A 16,409-nucleotide genomic window follows, 5' to 3' on the forward strand; every position below is an offset into this window, starting at 1 on the left:
CTATAGGCGTAACTCGTTTTTACAAAATTTCTTCTACATTATCTAGTTTTGAGAGAACGATCTCTCAATTTTAATAAGTCTGGTAATTAAGGCGAGAAGGTCACACCCGTTCCCATACCGAACACGGAAGTTAAGCTTCTCAGCGCCGATGGTAGTTGGGACTTTGTCCCTGTGAGAGTAGGACATTGCCAGGCAAGTTAAGGACAATCTGGAAGGATTGTCCTTTTTTGTTATTTAGTAAATTATAAAATTTCCGCTAGTGGATAACTGTTAATAAAAGGACTGTCGACGTCCAGCTCCAGCGCCTAGCCCCTGAACGTCCTATGCTTGTCGGGGCTGTTCAAGGCGCTTGCGCTTTTGTTCTATTGCATAAGAAATTTATAGATCAGAAACGGTCCTTTTTTCATTGTGACCTCGATGAATGATTTGATAAATGGATAATCTCGGTTGGGCATCATCTTCGTTAACTCACTCCACCATTCTGTTTCATAACGGGCAATCATGCTAAGGTTATACAACAAAAGATAGTGAACAAGCAGTTCTGGAAAATTATTGAATTTCCCCTTATCAAGTGGAATTGTGTAACTTTTATCTTCCAAGTTGTAAAAAAGCGGTGACATTTCAGAAAGAGGGTCACCTATCTGAAAGGCAAGCCCCTCATTAGCGAACTCCACATTATTTTTAAACTTTGAGGTAAAAAACTCCTTAAACCTGCTTTCTGTCATATGATAGTTATCCAGTACATACTCAGGGATTAGAAGTTTATTCTCATGCTGAGTTAAATTGGCAAATGTCCTTTTTCCTTCAACGATAAAGAATAAATCATTTAATTCAGGTATAAGCTGTAATAAATCCTCCATAATAGCTTTTTCCCCTTCCAATTGTTTCATGTGAAACATTTTTTCTGACATAAAGGGGAAAAGGCCATTTTTTTGAAACTTTACTTCATCATGGAAAAAAAGGTAATTCTGCTTTTTTCTTTTCCTTGTAGAAACGCCGTGGGCCAATACAGCGGTAGTTTCTGGATAGGAGGGATCTATGGTTAAGATACAGGCTTTAATTAAATGGACAAGTCCATAAAAGAGTAATATGGGTTTTAAAATTAGTGGAGACTTTTCTGCTTGATCATAATATATTTGCCCATGTTCGAGATAATAGAGAAAGGCATATCCATTTTCATAGCTTTTTTGTTCAGGGTTTTCAATATTTCGCTTTTGGTAGCACATTCTTAAGTATCTTTGGCAGTATTCCGCCGAAAAAAAACAAGAGTAACTTTTCCAATTTTTATAGTTAGTAACCAAGTCGCTCACCTTTTTCAGAAAAATCAATTTAATATTTATTCCTTGACAGTATTTTGTCCAATTGATAACCTACAAATAATATTTTTTGTTCTGGGGGGCTGTTTAAAATGTGGGAAAACAAATTTGCAAAAGAAGGACTAACGTTTGATGATGTTTTATTAATTCCGGGTAAATCAGAGGTACTGCCTAAAGATGTCAACCTGCAAGTAGAGTTATCGCCAAGTGTAAAGCTTAATATTCCAATTATCAGTGCTGGTATGGACACTGTAACGGAATCTGAAATGGCGATTTCCATTGCCCGTCAAGGCGGCTTAGGAATCATCCACAAGAATATGACCATTGAACAGCAGGCAGAACAAGTTGAGAAGGTTAAGAGATCTGAAAGCGGAGTAATTACAGATCCATTTTTCCTAACCCCTGAACACCAGGTGTTTGATGCGGAACATTTGATGGGCAAATATCGCATCTCTGGGGTTCCTATTGTGAATAATATGGAGGACCAGAAGCTAATCGGTATCATAACCAATCGTGATCTTCGTTTTATCCAGGATCAAGATTATTCATTTAAAATTTCTGATGTTATGACAAAAGAAAACCTTGTAACAGCCCCAGTCGGGACAACATTGAAAGAGGCCGAAAAAATACTTCAAAAGCATAAGATTGAAAAACTTCCGCTTGTGAATGAGGAAGGCGTATTAAAAGGCTTAATTACGATTAAAGACATCGAAAAAGTAATTGAGTTTCCTAACTCAGCAAAAGACAGTCAGGGGCGTTTATTGGCAGGTGCAGCTGTAGGTGTAACAAAGGATACGATGAAGCGTGTTGAAGCCCTAGTAGCGGCAAATGTCGATGCGATCGTTATTGATACAGCTCATGGACATTCTATAGGTGTTCTTGATATGGTGAAGGAAATCAGAAGTGCGTATCCTAACCTAACAATTATTGCAGGAAATGTTGCAACAGCAGAAGCGACAAAGGACTTGATTGAAGCGGGCGCTGATGTGGTAAAGGTAGGGATCGGACCTGGTTCCATTTGTACGACAAGGGTTGTAGCAGGTGTAGGAGTACCACAAATTACAGCTGTCTATGATTGTGCAGCGGAAGCGATGAAGCTTGGAAAAACGATTATCGCTGATGGCGGAATTAAATACTCTGGAGATATTGTAAAGGCATTGGCTGCAGGCGGGCATGCCGTTATGCTGGGAAGCTTATTAGCAGGCGTATCAGAGAGCCCTGGTGAAACGGAAATTTTCCAAGGACGCCGCTTTAAGGTTTACCGGGGTATGGGTTCAGTCGCTGCGATGGAAAAAGGTTCAAAAGACCGTTATTTCCAAGAAGACAATAAAAAGTTCGTTCCAGAAGGAATTGAAGGGCGGATTCCATATAAAGGTCCATTAGCTGAGACGATTTACCAGCTTATTGGCGGCATACGGTCTGGTATGGGCTATTGCGGAACAAAGGATCTTCATGATTTAAGAACAAAAGCACAATTTATTAAGATGACAGGTGCTGGTTTGAAAGAAAGTCATCCACACGATGTTCAAATTACCAAAGAAGCACCAAATTATTCACTATAGATTTTATTAAACAGAGAGGTCATACCTCTCTGTTTTTATTATGAAGAATTTCCTATTAAATTTTAAGAAAATTTTAATCAAATGCCAAAGAATGGTCCAATGCTCATTCTATGATTTACTAGGCAGGTATGATAAAATATTCAAAGTGTATAAATTCCTTGGAGGGCGTGTAATAGTGAACAAACATCTTTATCGAAAATATGTTGCCAGTGCATTGGCAATGATTATGTTTTTTAGCGTTTTTGCTGGTGTACATAAGGCCCATGCAGAAGCAGCTTTAAATGTGAATGCAGATGGAGCCATTTTAGTAGACGGTAAGACAGGTAAGGTTTTATATGAAAAAAATGCTGATAGTGTACTAGGAATTGCTAGTATGACCAAAATGATGACTGAGTATATCCTGCTTGATTCAGTGAAAAAGGGAAAAGTGAAATGGGATCAAGAGTACAAGGTAAGTGACCTCGTGTACAAAATATCTCAGCGGCGTGATCTTTCCAATGTGCCACTACGAGCGGATGGTACTTATAAAGTGCGAGAATTATATGAAGCTATGGCGATTTACTCTGCCAATGCCGCAACCATTGCCCTTGCAGAAATTATGGGCGGTTCAGAAACAAACTTTGTAAAAATGATGAATGATAAAGCAAAGGCACTTGGGTTAAAGGATTATAAATTTGTGAACTCAACAGGTTTGAATAATCGAGAGTACAATGGCCTGCAGCCAGAAGGAACGGGTGCGGAGGACGAAAACGTGATGTCATCCCGGGCTGTGGCAAAGCTAGCTTTTCACTTAATTAATGATTTTCCTGATGTGCTAAAAACAGCGAGCACACCAAAGAAGGTTTTTCGTGAAGGAACAGATGACCAAATTAGTATGATTAACTGGAACTGGATGCTTCCATCACTAGATTATGGTTACCAAGGGATGGACGGGCTAAAAACGGGAACAACAGATTTTGCAGGTTACTGCTTCACCGGAACAGCGAGCCGTGATGGAAAACGATTTATTACGGTTGTGCAAAACGCTAAGGATGCCTCTGGACAAGGCGGTTACAGTGCACGCTTTGAGGAAACTAGAAAAATGCTGGATTATGCTTTTAGCAACTATACCAATGTAAAACTAGTTCCAAAACACTATCAGGTCAAAGGACACAAGACAGTGCCAGTCCTTAAAGGGAAAGAAGATCAGGTAAAGATTTATACGAAATCTGCTATTAATATGATCGTTCTTAATGGTGAAGAGAAAAACTATCAACCTGAGCTCGTATTAGATAAAAATAAAGTTAACAAAGACGGTGAGTTAACTGCTCCGATTAAAAAGGGAGAAACGGTCGGTTATGTGACCTTAAAACCAAAGAATGGCGAAAAGGTTAGTTTCTTAACAGCTGAGGGTCAAAAGAAAGCACAAGTGGATGTTGTTGCAGCAGAAGATGTTGAAAAGGCTAACTGGTTTGTTTTAATGATGCGCGGTATCGGTAATTTCTTTGGAGATGTATTTCATGGGATAGGAACAACTGTTAAGGGATGGTTTTAAATTACAATCCGTTAATATTTACCATATACTAAAGAAAAGGATTTCTTGTCTTGACAGGAATCCTTTTTTGTTGCTTTAATGTTTTTATGGTAAAATTATTCCGATATTTTAAATAGGGTTTTTTCCTATAAGTTTGAATTAATTTTTCTCAAAATTAAAATAAAAGGGGGATTTTTTTTATGAAAACTGGTACAGATCTTGTAAAACGCGGTATGGCTGAAATGCAAAAGGGCGGCGTTATTATGGATGTCATTAACGCTGAGCAGGCAAAAATTGCGGAGGAAGCTGGTGCCGTTGCAGTAATGGCATTAGAGCGTGTTCCATCTGATATCCGCGCAGCTGGCGGTGTTGCGAGAATGGCTGACCCAAGAATTGTCGAAGAGGTACTTAAAGCTGTTTCTATCCCTGTTATGGCAAAAGCAAGAATTGGCCATATCGTCGAAGCACGAGTACTTGAAGCTATGGGCGTCGATTATATCGATGAGAGCGAAGTTTTAACACCTGCAGATGAAGAATACCACCTAAACAAAAAAGACTATACAGTGCCATTTGTGTGCGGCTGCCGCGATCTTGGTGAAGCTGCCCGCCGAATCGGTGAAGGTGCATCTATGCTTCGTACAAAAGGTGAACCTGGAACAGGTAACATCGTAGAAGCTGTTCGCCACATGCGTAAGGTGAATGCACAAGTTCGCAAGGTTGTTGGAATGAACGAAGATGAGTTAATGACTGAAGCAAAACTACTTGGTGCACCATATGAATTATTGCTTGAGATTAAGAGCCTTGGCCGCCTTCCAGTTGTTAACTTTGCTGCCGGTGGTGTTGCAACACCTGCTGATGCTGCATTGATGATGCAATTGGGAGCAGATGGCGTATTCGTTGGATCTGGTATCTTCAAATCTGAGAACCCTGCTAAATTTGCAAGAGCGATTGTGGAAGCAACTACACATTATCAAGATTATAAATTAATCGCTGAACTTTCAAAGGATCTCGGAACACCAATGAAAGGGATCGAAATTTCATCACTTGCACCTGAAGCCCGCATGCAAGAAAGAGGCTGGTAAGAATGATTAAAATCGGCGTACTTGCTTTACAAGGAGCTGTCCGTGAACATATTAAATCTTTAGAGGCATGTGGAGTAGAGGCTGTTGCAGTCAAGCACAAAGAGGAATTAGAGGACCTTGATGGCCTTATTCTACCTGGCGGTGAAAGCACGGCAATGCGCCGCTTAATTGATAAATATGATTTTATGGATGCACTAAAAGAATTTGCACGTGCGGGGAAACCTATGTTTGGTACATGTGCCGGTCTGATTCTTTTAGCAAAAGAACTTGTGGGTTATGATGAGTCACACATCGGTGTAATGGACATCAAGGTGGAACGGAACTCATTTGGCCGCCAAGTTGACAGCTTTGAGGCCGACCTCACGATTAAAGATGTAGCAGACAGTTTTCCAGCGGTGTTTATCCGTGCGCCGCACATCGTTGAGGCAGGCGAGAATGTTGAAATTTTGTCCAAGCATAATGACCGCATCGTCGCCGCACGTGAAGGACAATTTCTTGGCTGCTCATTCCATCCGGAATTAACCGAGAACCATGCGATTACGGCTTACTTCGTCGAAATGGTGAAGGAAGCAAAAGCGAAACAATTTGTTTAATTCGGTTGCATTTGGTTCATAATTATAGTAAATTATAAAACAAATCAATAATGAAAAAGCAATGAGAGGAACTAGTAACAAGAACCTCACTCTAAAGAGAGCCGGTGGCTGGTGTGAACCGGTGTGTGATACTTGTGAATCCCTCCTCGAGTAAGGTACGGAACACCTATAAGGTAAGTAAGTACTTTCGGTAAAAACCGTTACAGTTTTTTGAGGTGGGCAGCCTATGCTGTCAACCAGGGTGGTATCGCGACTAACTCTCGTCCCTGTTTTTGGGGCGGGAGTTTTTTTATTTTAAAGCGGAAGCGCCCGTTTAGCGGCGCTGGAGCTGCTAGTTTTCAAATTATATAATAAAGGAGTGCCGACAGAATGTTAGATATTAAGGTACTAAGAGCTAATTTTGCTGAAGTAAAAGAAAAACTTCAGCATCGCGGTGAGGATTTAACTGATTTAGGCCGATTTGAGGATCTGGATGTAAAAAGACGAGAGCTAATCGTTGAATCTGAAAAATTGAAGGGCCGCAAAAATGAAGTATCACAGCAAGTGGCCGCACTGAAGCGTGAAAAGAAAGATGCAGACCACTTAATTACAGAGATGCGTGAAGTTGGCGATCAAATAAAAAGCTTAGATGACGAACTCCGCGGCGTCGAGGAGACGTTAGAACAGCTGTTATTAAGCATTCCTAACATTCCACATGAAAGTGTACCAATCGGTGAAACCGAGGATGATAATGTGGAAATTAGAAAGTGGGGCCAAGTCCGTGAGTTTGACTTTGAAGCAAAGCCGCACTGGGACATTGCGACTGAACTAGGCATCCTTGATTTTGAACGGGCAGGAAAGGTTACGGGAAGCCGCTTTGTCTTTTATAGGGGGCTGGGAGCTCGTTTAGAACGGGCCTTAATCAGCTTCATGCTGGACCTTCATGTTGATGAGCACGGCTATACAGAAATATTGCCGCCATACTTAGTCAACCGTACAAGCATGACCGGTACAGGACAATTGCCAAAGTTTGAAGAGGATGCCTTCTTAATAGAAAATGAAGATTATTTCCTCATTCCTACAGCTGAGGTGCCAGTCACAAACTATCATCGTGATGAGATTTTAAGTGGAGAAGACCTTCCGATTCGTTTTGCTGCCTATAGTGCTTGTTTCCGTTCTGAAGCAGGATCTGCAGGACGCGATACAAGAGGATTAATCCGTCAGCATCAATTCAATAAGGTTGAGCTTGTTAAGTTTGTGAAACCCGAAGATTCTTATGAGGAACTTGAAAAGCTTACACACGATGCAGAACGTGTGTTGCAGCTGCTAGAACTTCCTTACCGTGTGTTAAGCATGTGTACCGGTGACCTCGGCTTTACAGCTGCAAAAAAATACGATATTGAGGTTTGGATCCCAAGCTACGGAACCTACCGTGAGATTTCTTCTTGCAGTAACTTTGAAGCCTTCCAGGCAAGACGGGCAAATATCCGCTTCCGTCGTGATCCGAAAGCGAAACCGGAGCATGTTCATACCTTAAATGGATCTGGTCTTGCAATTGGCCGCACGGTCGCCGCAATATTAGAAAATTATCAGCAGGAGGACGGCAGTGTCGTCATTCCTACGGCCTTACGTCCATATATGGGCAACCGCGACGTCATTAAACCTATGTAAAAACTGCATATCAAAGGATTTTTTCGGGCACTCTAAATTTGTCCGAAAAAATCCTGTTTTACTATTTGACATTATCATTATTTTTATGGTAAATTATCATTTGTTGATACGGAGGAATACCCAAGTCCGGCTGAAGGGATCGGTCTTGAAAACCGACAGGCGGGTTAAACCGCGCGGGGGTTCGAATCCCTCTTCCTCCGCCATTATCTAAAAAGAATCACGCGCATAAAAACTGGAGATAAAAATTCGTTACAATTATTTGTAGCGAATTTTTTTTGCGAAAAAATATGTCTAGCTGCAGCGCCTAAGGGCTGGGGGTCATAAGCCCCCTGAACAAGGTGCTTCCTCTTTTCGACAAAAAAGCACAAATTGGTTTAACCAATCTGTGCTTTTTCTATTTTTAAAATTTTATTTAATTTCTCATCTACAGCATTGCAAACCTTGATGGCATCTGCCTTGCTTTTGACCACATCAGTATTGTCCATATCAATCACTAGCACTTCGCTTGCTGCATACTGATTTAAGACCCATTCGTCGTAGCCCTTCCAAACCTCGAAGTAGTACTCTTTTAGTTCAGGATTAATTTCAAAGCTTCTGCCGCGTGCCATTATCCGGTCAATGACCGTATCAAATGATCCTTTTAGGTAAACCATTAAATCTGGTGCCTTCTTAGGAAGTTCATTGAGTTCTTCCATCATATTATCAACAAGCTCTTCATAGATTTTGAATTCCAATTCTGAAATTCGGCCTAAATTTTTATTTACATAAGCAAAATACCAATCCTCATAAATCGAACGGTCTTGAATGGTATAAACGGGTTCGCGCCAATTCACACATTCCTTAACAGTCTTAAATCGTTTGTTTAAAAAGAATAATTGTAAGAGGAACGGAATTCTTCTTGCATCCAATTCTTCTGGTGTCAGTTCATAATAAAGGGGAAGAATTGGATTATCATCGACCGCTTCATAAAATACCTTACTCTCAATGCCTTTATTTTTAAAGTGTGCATTCAATGTATCAGCTACACTTGTTTTTCCTAGACCAATCATACCACCAATAACGATACTCACTAACCTAACATCCCCCGTTCAATAATATGTTGTTTGTCCAGCTGCTTTCTTTTAAGGAAGTAGTTAACCTTTGAAAAATATAATTTAAATCCTGTTCACTTTTTACAAAATCCAGCTCATCTCCGCTAAAGCGAAGAACGGGAATTTCCGGATGTTCTTTCTCAAAGGCAGCTATGGTATTTTCATAGTCAATAGAGAGTTGTTCTAAATATAAAGGGCTGATATTTTTCTCTACTTCTCGGCCTCTTTTCTTAATCCGTTTTAAAAGTGTATCGAGGCTTGCATTTAAATAGATAATCACATTCGGTTTCGGCATATCTTCCGTTAGAATTTGATAAATCTTAAAGTACTTTTGGTACTCTTCATTATTTAAAGTCCGTTCAGCGAAGATCAAATTTTTTAAAATATGATAGTCTGCCACAACCGATTTGTTTTGGCTTAAATAATGGGTATTGATATCCCCTAATTGCTTATAGCGATTACAGAGAAAGAACATTTCGGTTTGAAAACTCCACTCCTCTATATTTTCGTAGAATTTCCCTAAAAATGGATTTTCATCAACAATCTCTTTTAATAAAGCAAAATGGAACTTTTCTGAAATAACTTTTGCGAGAGATGTTTTTCCTACACCAATCGGCCCCTCAACGGTAATAAAGGGTGTAACCCCCATTGCAAGTCCTCCTTCTCCAACTGCCTGCACATCTATGTTATCTTATGATAAGTTTTTACCTATCTTATCTTAGTTCCTATTGTTATACGTTCTTTATAAGACGCAAAGAATATTTTATCATAATCTGTCGAAGGAAGGGATATGGAATATTTTCAAGCTGTAAATTTTATGTCAAATACATAAAAAAACTGCCGACTAACGGCAGTTTTTGTGAAATGGAAATTTATATATGCTAGGATCCCTTTTTGGTTACATTGAAATTATCTACGATTAATAGCCAATTTTGTGGAAAGGCTAACCCAAGTTTCCAGTAGCTCATTCCCCGGAGATTCAGCTCCTTGATTAAGTCAAACTTTGCCTGGATTGACCGGGCATCTTCAAACCAAACTTCGTGCTGCTTACCATCGGCGGTATATCGGAAGTGAGGAGCTTGTGCTTTTGTGTCGTATTCAATCGGAACATTATGTGTTGCAGCAAGCTGAATGGCCTGCTGCGGGCTCACCGCTTTTGCTACTGTTCCTTGGACAAAAGGAAGTGTCCAGTCATAGCCATAGAGGTTCTGTCCCATTAGAATCTTATTTGAAGGCATTTCAGTAATGGCGTATTCTAGAACTTTCCTGACCTGTTCGATTGGTGAGACAGCCATGGCAGGGCCGCCGCTGTATCCCCACTCATAGGTCATAATCACGACAAAGTCAGAGATTTCCCCATGTGCTCGATAGTCGTGGCCTTCATACCATTTTCCTTTTTGGGTGGCACTTGTTTTCGGAGCAAGGGCAGTAGACATGAACCAGCCCTCCCGGCTAAACCTTTGTTTTGCCTTCCGCAAAAAGTTATTATAGGCTTCTCGGTCAGCTGGCCGTAAAAACTCAAAATCAAAATGAATGTCGCGGAATCCATATTTTTTGGCGGTAGCGACAATATTATTGAGGAATCGATCCTGGACCTGAATATCGTTTAATAAAATGCGGCCAAGTTCGTCACTAAATTGATCATTCTCCTGATTGTTAATGACCATCATTAATACATTGCGATTGGCTCTAGCTATTGCAGGGAAGTTATTTAATAAAGGCTCTTTTAAGGTCCCATCGCGGCGCGCTTGGAAACTAAACGGGGCTAAATAGGTTAAGTACGGAGCCGCTTCTCGGGCGCTTGATTCTAAAACAGGGGCTACGGTTGTTCCGCGCGGCTCAACATAGGCGTTAAACTCAGCGTTTCTTTTTGACCCTTGAGGTATATAGAGACGGAAACCTACATTTAAGGGCTGATTGATGTTAATACGGTTAACGCTTGCCAATTGTTGAGGAGAAACGCCGAACTTACGCCCTATTGAATAAAGGGAATCTCCAGATTGAACGAAATAAAAATGGCCGATAATGGGAATAACAATGGATTGTCCAATGACAAGATTATTTGGGTTTGGCAATTCATTTGCCTCAACGATGTCTTGTACGGTCGTATGATAAGTCCTTGCAATCGTTGTTAATGATTCATTACTCTTTATGACATGGATTTGCATCCTAATCCCTCCCCGAAACATACGCTACAGCTATTCTATGAGGGTGGGTTTGTTTACATGATATAATGTTGATAAATTTTGCGAGGACTTAACCTCCGCTTTTAAAACATTTTTCATCATCATCAGAGCGTACTGGTTATCTTGATCATCGGCTGAGGCAATACAATCATTAGGAATGAGGAGCTTGTATTCGCGCATATAGGCGTCGTTTGCTGTAAATAGAACACAGATGTTGCCGGCAATTCCAGTTACAATAAGGGTATTTACTGTTAGCTGGTGGAGTAATGTATTTAAGGCAGTACCATAAAAGGCGGAGTGTTTAGGTTTGATTAAAAAAAAATCATTTTCGCCCGGCAGCACTTTCTTGTAGATAGGCTCACTATATTGATTTCGGCAATGTTCAATAATTCTATGGTAATCAGCTTGCCATAAATTATAATGATCGTTAATGAAAATAACAGGAAGTTGCTGCTGATTAAACTGATCTTTTACTTCTTTAATCGGTTCGGCAATTTTCAATGCCTTTTGGGCAAGAATCGGACCATGTGTAAAATCAAAGTTATTGATCATATCAATGATTAAGAGTGCAGGACGGATCTGATCCAAACTGTCTCCCTCCTTTTCGTTTATTTTGGAGTAGCAGGGGAGTTTTTATCCCGCCTTTCATTGATTAGGGGATTTCAAACCCTTTAATACTAAAATAATTGGGTGATAATTTGATAAATATCGTAGAATCTCAAGATGAATTTTTTATGAAGGAAGCAATAAAGGAAGCAAAGAAAGCAGAAGATTTAAATGAAGTACCAATTGGTGCAGTGCTGGTGATGAAAGGCGAAATTATTTCCCGGGCCCATAATTTAAGAGAGCTAGAACAAAGTGCAATTGCTCATGCCGAGTTACTAGCGATTGATCAGGCCTGCCGGCAAACCGGATCTTGGCGGTTAGAGGATTCAACCCTATATGTCACCCTGGAGCCATGTCCTATGTGTGCAGGTGCGATTATTTTATCAAGAGTGAAAAGAGTGGTTTATGGTGCAAGTGATCCAAAAGGGGGCTGCGCTGGGACTCTTATGAATCTGTTACACGATGAACGCTTTAATCATCAGTGTGATGTCACAAAGGGCGTTTTAGAAGAAGAATGCGGGCAGCTGCTTTCTACATTTTTTCGAAGCATAAGAGATCGAAAAAAGCTCGAAAAGCAATTGAAGAATAATCAAACATTTAAAGATTTACAGTAATTTACAGTGGATTAAGATTGCTTTTTTTTGCGATAAGTTGTATATTAGAAAGGCGTCAGATACGACGCGTGAAAATCTAGGTATCAATTTTGCCGTGCTAGGTGGGGAGGCAGCGGTGCCCTGTACCCGCAATCCGCTCTAGCGGGACTGAATCCCTTCCCGAGGCTTACGACCTGTAGGGTCTGCCTTAAGTAAGTGGTGTTGACGCCCTGGTCCTGCGCAATGGGAATCCATGAACCATGTCAGGTCCGGAAGGAAGCAGCATTAAGTGGACGCTCCGATGTGCCGCAGGGTTGCCTGGGCCGAGCTAACTGCTTAAGTAACGCTTATGGGCGTATGTCGACGGAAGGTGCACGGCAGTACATATAGCATGCACTCAAAAACTCATCTCAAATTACGGGGTGAGTTTTTTTACATACATTTTGAAAAATGGAAATTAAATAAGCTATAATGGATATGATGATAAAAAATTTGAAGGGGGCGGTGTCCAGTGGCATATCAAGCTTTATATCGTGTTTGGCGTCCGCAGGCATTTATTGATGTAGTAGGACAAGAACATGTTACCAAGACATTGCAAAACGCCCTGCTTCAGCAAAAAATTTCACATGCCTATCTTTTTTCAGGTCCTAGAGGAACAGGTAAAACAAGTGCTGCTAAAATATTAGCAAAGGCTATTAATTGTGAGAATGCGCCGGTTTCGGAGCCATGTAATGAATGTTCGGCATGCCGCGGCATCACTAATGGCACTATTCCAGATGTATTAGAATTTGATGCTGCTTCAAATTCCCGTGTTGAGGAAATGAGGGATGTCCTCGATAAGGTCAAATTTGCACCAACGGCTGTAAACTACAAGGTCTATATTATAGATGAAGTGCATATGCTGTCGATTAGTGCTTTTAATGCCTTGTTGAAGACGCTCGAGGAACCGCCAAAGCATGTTATTTTTATTTTGGCAACAACGGAACCTCATAAGATCCCGCTAACGATTATCTCAAGGTGTCAACGTTTTGATTTTAGACGCATAACAGCAGGATCCATTGTGAATAGAATGAAATTAATCGTGGAAGAAACAGGCGTGATTTGTGATGAAACGGCGCTGCAAATGATTGCCCGCGCTGCTGAGGGCGGTATGCGTGATGCCTTAAGTCTGTTGGACCAAGCTATCTCCTACAGTCAGGACCGTGTTACACTTGAAGACGCGTTAACCGTTACAGGATCTGTATCACAAGGATTTCTTAATAAATTAGCCCATGCCTTTCAAGAAGGTGATGTGGCAAGCGGTCTAGAGGCACTCGATGAACTATTATTCCATGGGAAAGATCCATCCAGATTTATGGAGGACTTAATTTTATTTTATCGGGATCTGCTCCTTTATAAAACCGCCCCTAATCTGGAGGAATCGCTTGAAAGAGTGATGCTGGATGAGGATTTTCGAAAATTGGCGGAAACGATCCCAGTTGAAAAAATTTATCAGCTTATCGATTTGCTGAATAAGACACAGCAGGAAATGCGGTGGACCAATCACCCCCGAATCTTTTTGGAGGTGGCGGTTGTAAAGCTCTGTCAATTGGAAGTGAAACCATCATCCGTTCAAATTGATACTGCACCCATTGGGGAATTACTAGCAAGAATTGATCAGCTAGAGTCAGAGCTGCAGCACTTAAAGGCCAATGGTGCAGCACCGGCTGCTCAAGAGGGAGCGCCACAACAGCAAAAAACTGCACAAAGATCATCCTCGAAAAAGGTCTTTCAGGCACCAGTTGGAAAAATAAATGAAGTTTTAAAGCAGGCAACGAAGAACGATTTAAATTTAATTAAAGCAAATTGGGGAGAAATGCGGTCTAGCCTGTTAAAGTCCCAGGCAGCATTATTAAATGATGCTGAACCGATCGCCGCTTCCTCTACCGCTTTTATTATAAAATTTAAGCATGAAATGATTTGCCAAATGGCAATGAACCGCACCGATTTTCTTGAAGCCGTTACAGCTGCACTTTTAAAATTAACAGGCAAGAGGCTTCAGCTTTTAGGCGTTCCTGAAGATCAATGGATGCCGATTCGCGAAAGCTTTTTAAATAGTCAGCATGATGAAGAAGGAACAAGCTTAGGCGGTGAGTCTGCAAAGGAAGAGGAACCGCACATTGCAGAGGCAAAGAAATTATTTGGTGCTGAGTTTGTAGAAATTATTGACTAATGAATAAATTAAATGGAGGTTAGGATTATGATGCGTGGTGGCGGAATGGGTAACATGCAAAATATGATGAAACAAATGCAAAAGATGCAAAAGAAAATGGCGGAGGCTCAAGAAGAGTTAGGCCAGCAAAAAATTGAAGGTACTGCCGGCGGCGGAATGGTAACGGTGATTGTTACAGGACATAAAGAAGTAGTAGATGTGCAAATTAAACCTGAGGCCGTAGATCCAGATGATGTTGAAATGCTTCAAGACTTGGTTCTTGCAGCAGTTAATGATGCCCTTAAAAAGGCGGAAGAATTAACAAACAATACAATGGGTCAATTTACTAAAGGAATGAATTTACCTTTTTAATTGTTAAGCTATAGCGCTTAGGGGCTCGGGATCATAAGCCCCTGTTCAAGGCGTGTGCGCTATTTTATTAAATGTTGAGTTGGGGTGCATAGGAACTTAGGATGTTTTCGTCCCTGAGGCCTGGCACCCCTGCTTTCTAGAGGAGAAAAGCTAAATGCACTATCCAGAACCCATATCAAAGCTGATAGACAGCTTTATGAAGCTGCCAGGAATTGGTCCTAAAACGGCTGCCCGGCTGGCTTTCCATGTTTTAAATATGAAAGAAGACACAGTGCTCGACTTTGCAAAAGCACTTGTCAACGCAAAACGTAATTTAACTTATTGCTCCGTCTGTGGGCATATTACCGATCAAGATCCGTGTTATATCTGTGAGGATCAGCGCCGGGATAGAAGCATTATTTGTGTCGTTCAAGATCCAAAGGATGTTATTGCGATGGAAAAGATGAAGGAATTCAATGGCTTATATCATGTTCTGCACGGGGCTATTTCACCAATGGATGGAATTGGACCAGAGGATATAAATATTCCCGATTTATTAAAACGTCTCCAGGACGAAACGGTTCAAGAAGTCATTCTCGCCACAAATCCAAATATTGAGGGAGAAGCAACAGCCATGTACATCTCCCGATTGTTAAAACCATCAGGCATTAAAACAACTAGAATTGCTCATGGACTTCCTGTTGGCGGGGACCTTGAGTATGCAGACGAGGTTACCTTATCTAAGGCACTTGAGGGAAGACGAGAATTGTAAACCATAAGTAGGTAAAAAGTCTCGTGAAATCTAATTACAGATTTTAGCTAGACACACACTATAAACCGGAGGAATAACAGATGTTTTTTCGGCGCAAAGGGCGGCTGCGAAAAGAGTATGATGAGAAGCTGTTAGCACAATTAAACCGATTTAAAACACAATGGCAGCAGGAAAAGATGCTTTTAGAAAAAAGCTTTGACCCTTCAGAAGAAGTGATCTGTCAAACTAAAATAGCGGAAGCTAAATATATCTTTCTATTAAGAGAAGCAAAGCAGCGAAATGTAACCATTCTTAAGTAATATAGTATTTCTCCCCATATGGTCTATACAGAACAACTTGTACATATGTTGTAGTAAAAAGACATTAGAGGGGGGAAGCTCTAGTTGGAACCAATAGTCGTAATTTCTATATTAGGCGGGCTTATTCTTTTATTGTTATTTTCTGGTGCACCATTTAAGCCAATACGATTTGTCGGACAGGCAGCTGTAAAGTTTTTAATAGGAGCTTTGTTTTTATTTTTCCTGAATGTGGCTGGCAATCGCTATGGAATTCATGTCCCGATTAATTTTGCGACTTCCGCTGTTTCAGGTTTTCTTGGTATACCGGGATTAGTCGCATTAGTTGCGATCCAGCATTGGGTTCTATAGAAAAAACCGCTGAAAAACAGCGGTTTTTCTTATGTTGGATGGAAAAAGACAAATGGAAAATCTATTTTAGAAAAAATAATGATTATTTGCTTGACGGATTAATTGGAATGCTGTAATATATTAAAAGTCGTCACCGAGACGATAAAGAAAAAAGAAAGTTATTGACTTTTAGTTGATAACTTGGTAGGATAATAAAGTCGCATTTGAGCGACGGGATATTGTTCTTTGAAAACTAAACAAACAAGAACGTCAACAG

At 40.6% G+C, this 16,409-nt stretch carries 16 protein-coding genes, 1 tRNA gene, 1 rRNA gene, 1 other RNA gene and 1 other annotated feature; of the genes, 14 read left to right on the forward strand and 5 right to left on the reverse strand.

The window, feature by feature from the left end; genetic code table 11:
• Nucleotides 1-78: 78 nt before the first annotated feature.
• A 5S ribosomal RNA gene (rrf, locus tag AAHB15_RS29200) occupies nucleotides 79-194 on the forward strand.
• Nucleotides 195-362: 168 nt separating this feature from the next.
• Here the strand turns inward: rrf and AAHB15_RS29205 are convergent.
• Nucleotides 363-1,301, reverse strand: coding sequence for a YaaC family protein (locus AAHB15_RS29205; protein WP_335574550.1), 939 nt, complete (start codon nucleotides 1,299-1,301; stop codon nucleotides 363-365).
• Nucleotides 1,302-1,408: 107 nt separating this feature from the next.
• On the opposite strand from AAHB15_RS29205, the gene guaB reads away from it, so the two are divergent.
• The 6 genes from guaB (at nucleotide 1,409) to AAHB15_RS29235 (ending at nucleotide 7,919) form a co-directional block, all read left to right on the forward strand.
• On the forward strand, nucleotides 1,409-2,878 hold the full coding sequence (guaB, locus tag AAHB15_RS29210) for an IMP dehydrogenase (protein ID WP_335574547.1): 1,470 nt from the start codon (nucleotides 1,409-1,411) through the stop codon (nucleotides 2,876-2,878).
• Nucleotides 2,879-3,098: 220 nt separating this feature from the next.
• Nucleotides 3,099-4,412, forward strand: coding sequence for a serine hydrolase (locus AAHB15_RS29215; RefSeq protein WP_335574549.1), 1,314 nt, complete (start codon nucleotides 3,099-3,101; stop codon nucleotides 4,410-4,412).
• 179 nt (nucleotides 4,413-4,591) lie between these two features.
• The gene (pdxS, locus tag AAHB15_RS29220) at nucleotides 4,592-5,473 is read left to right on the forward strand and encodes a pyridoxal 5'-phosphate synthase lyase subunit PdxS (RefSeq protein ID WP_335574546.1); all 882 of its coding nucleotides are present in this window, start codon (nucleotides 4,592-4,594) and stop codon (nucleotides 5,471-5,473) included.
• 2 nt (nucleotides 5,474-5,475) lie between these two features.
• Nucleotides 5,476-6,066, forward strand: coding sequence for a pyridoxal 5'-phosphate synthase glutaminase subunit PdxT (gene pdxT / locus AAHB15_RS29225; RefSeq protein ID WP_335574545.1), 591 nt, complete (start codon nucleotides 5,476-5,478; stop codon nucleotides 6,064-6,066).
• Between the two features lie 52 nt (nucleotides 6,067-6,118).
• Nucleotides 6,119-6,337 (forward strand) — a binding site (T-box leader).
• Between the two features lie 98 nt (nucleotides 6,338-6,435).
• Nucleotides 6,436-7,716, forward strand: coding sequence for a serine--tRNA ligase (gene serS / locus AAHB15_RS29230; RefSeq protein WP_335574544.1), 1,281 nt, complete (start codon nucleotides 6,436-6,438; stop codon nucleotides 7,714-7,716).
• A 110-nt stretch (nucleotides 7,717-7,826) separates the two neighbouring features.
• Nucleotides 7,827-7,919: transfer RNA gene (locus AAHB15_RS29235), tRNA-Ser, on the forward strand.
• 171 nt (nucleotides 7,920-8,090) lie between these two features.
• Here the strand turns inward: AAHB15_RS29235 and AAHB15_RS29240 are convergent.
• The 4 genes from AAHB15_RS29240 to AAHB15_RS29255 form a co-directional block, all read right to left on the reverse strand.
• On the reverse strand, nucleotides 8,091-8,786 hold the full coding sequence (locus tag AAHB15_RS29240; RefSeq protein ID WP_098533739.1) for a deoxynucleoside kinase: 696 nt from the start codon (nucleotides 8,784-8,786) through the stop codon (nucleotides 8,091-8,093).
• A gap of 4 nt (nucleotides 8,787-8,790) precedes the next feature.
• Nucleotides 8,791-9,456, reverse strand: coding sequence for a deoxynucleoside kinase (locus AAHB15_RS29245; RefSeq protein WP_335574543.1), 666 nt, complete (start codon nucleotides 9,454-9,456; stop codon nucleotides 8,791-8,793).
• A gap of 232 nt (nucleotides 9,457-9,688) precedes the next feature.
• The gene (locus tag AAHB15_RS29250) at nucleotides 9,689-10,975 is read right to left on the reverse strand and encodes a glycoside hydrolase family 18 protein (protein WP_335574542.1); all 1,287 of its coding nucleotides are present in this window, start codon (nucleotides 10,973-10,975) and stop codon (nucleotides 9,689-9,691) included.
• A gap of 30 nt (nucleotides 10,976-11,005) precedes the next feature.
• Nucleotides 11,006-11,581, reverse strand: coding sequence for an isochorismatase family cysteine hydrolase (locus tag AAHB15_RS29255; protein WP_335574541.1), 576 nt, complete (start codon nucleotides 11,579-11,581; stop codon nucleotides 11,006-11,008).
• A gap of 119 nt (nucleotides 11,582-11,700) precedes the next feature.
• Between AAHB15_RS29255 and tadA the strand changes: the two genes are divergently transcribed.
• From tadA to AAHB15_RS29290, 7 genes are all read left to right on the forward strand, one after another.
• Nucleotides 11,701-12,213 (forward strand): tRNA adenosine(34) deaminase TadA, encoded by a 513-nt coding sequence (gene tadA, locus AAHB15_RS29260; RefSeq protein WP_335574548.1) that lies wholly within the window; start codon nucleotides 11,701-11,703, stop codon nucleotides 12,211-12,213.
• Nucleotides 12,214-12,305: 92 nt separating this feature from the next.
• An RNA gene (gene ffs, locus AAHB15_RS29265) (signal recognition particle sRNA large type) lies at nucleotides 12,306-12,570 on the forward strand.
• 133 nt (nucleotides 12,571-12,703) lie between these two features.
• Nucleotides 12,704-14,404 (forward strand): DNA polymerase III subunit gamma/tau, encoded by a 1,701-nt coding sequence (dnaX, locus tag AAHB15_RS29270; RefSeq protein ID WP_335574540.1) that lies wholly within the window; start codon nucleotides 12,704-12,706, stop codon nucleotides 14,402-14,404.
• Between the two features lie 27 nt (nucleotides 14,405-14,431).
• Nucleotides 14,432-14,755 carry a YbaB/EbfC family nucleoid-associated protein gene (locus AAHB15_RS29275; RefSeq protein ID WP_374110708.1) on the forward strand — a complete coding sequence of 108 codons (324 nt, stop codon included), beginning with the start codon at nucleotides 14,432-14,434 and terminating at the stop codon, nucleotides 14,753-14,755.
• 154 nt (nucleotides 14,756-14,909) lie between these two features.
• Nucleotides 14,910-15,506: a recombination mediator RecR gene (gene recR, locus AAHB15_RS29280; RefSeq protein ID WP_144568816.1), complete on the forward strand. Its 597-nt coding sequence runs from the start codon at nucleotides 14,910-14,912 to the stop codon at nucleotides 15,504-15,506.
• An 80-nt stretch (nucleotides 15,507-15,586) separates the two neighbouring features.
• Entirely contained in the window at nucleotides 15,587-15,805 is a 219-nt protein-coding gene (locus AAHB15_RS29285) for a YaaL family protein (RefSeq protein WP_335574539.1), read from the forward strand.
• An 84-nt stretch (nucleotides 15,806-15,889) separates the two neighbouring features.
• The gene (locus AAHB15_RS29290; RefSeq protein ID WP_098533753.1) at nucleotides 15,890-16,153 is read left to right on the forward strand and encodes a pro-sigmaK processing inhibitor BofA family protein; all 264 of its coding nucleotides are present in this window, start codon (nucleotides 15,890-15,892) and stop codon (nucleotides 16,151-16,153) included.
• Nucleotides 16,154-16,409: the final 256 nt, after the last annotated feature.

It is taken from the genome of Bacillus sp. OTU2372, from assembly GCF_038440275.1.
In the GTDB taxonomy this organism is placed as follows: domain Bacteria; phylum Bacillota; class Bacilli; order Bacillales; family Cytobacillaceae; genus Neobacillus; species Neobacillus bataviensis_B.

Bases quoted from the DNA above. Each gene is read 5' to 3' on its own strand.
- AAHB15_RS29275 (WP_374110708.1), top strand. From the start codon at position 14,432: ATGATGCGTGGTGGCGGAATGGGTAACATGCAAAATATGATGAAACAA.
- serS (WP_335574544.1), top strand. From the start codon at position 6,436: ATGTTAGATATTAAGGTACTAAGAGCTAATTTTGCTGAAGTAAAAGAA.
- recR (WP_144568816.1), top strand. From the start codon at position 14,910: ATGCACTATCCAGAACCCATATCAAAGCTGATAGACAGCTTTATGAAG.
- AAHB15_RS29250 (WP_335574542.1), bottom strand. From the start codon at position 10,975: ATGCAAATCCATGTCATAAAGAGTAATGAATCATTAACAACGATTGCA.
- AAHB15_RS29245 (WP_335574543.1), bottom strand. From the start codon at position 9,456: ATGGGGGTTACACCCTTTATTACCGTTGAGGGGCCGATTGGTGTAGGA.
- pdxT (WP_335574545.1), top strand. From the start codon at position 5,476: ATGATTAAAATCGGCGTACTTGCTTTACAAGGAGCTGTCCGTGAACAT.
- guaB (WP_335574547.1), top strand. From the start codon at position 1,409: ATGTGGGAAAACAAATTTGCAAAAGAAGGACTAACGTTTGATGATGTT.
- AAHB15_RS29215 (WP_335574549.1), top strand. From the start codon at position 3,099: ATGATTATGTTTTTTAGCGTTTTTGCTGGTGTACATAAGGCCCATGCA.
- pdxS (WP_335574546.1), top strand. From the start codon at position 4,592: ATGAAAACTGGTACAGATCTTGTAAAACGCGGTATGGCTGAAATGCAA.
- AAHB15_RS29285 (WP_335574539.1), top strand. From the start codon at position 15,587: ATGTTTTTTCGGCGCAAAGGGCGGCTGCGAAAAGAGTATGATGAGAAG.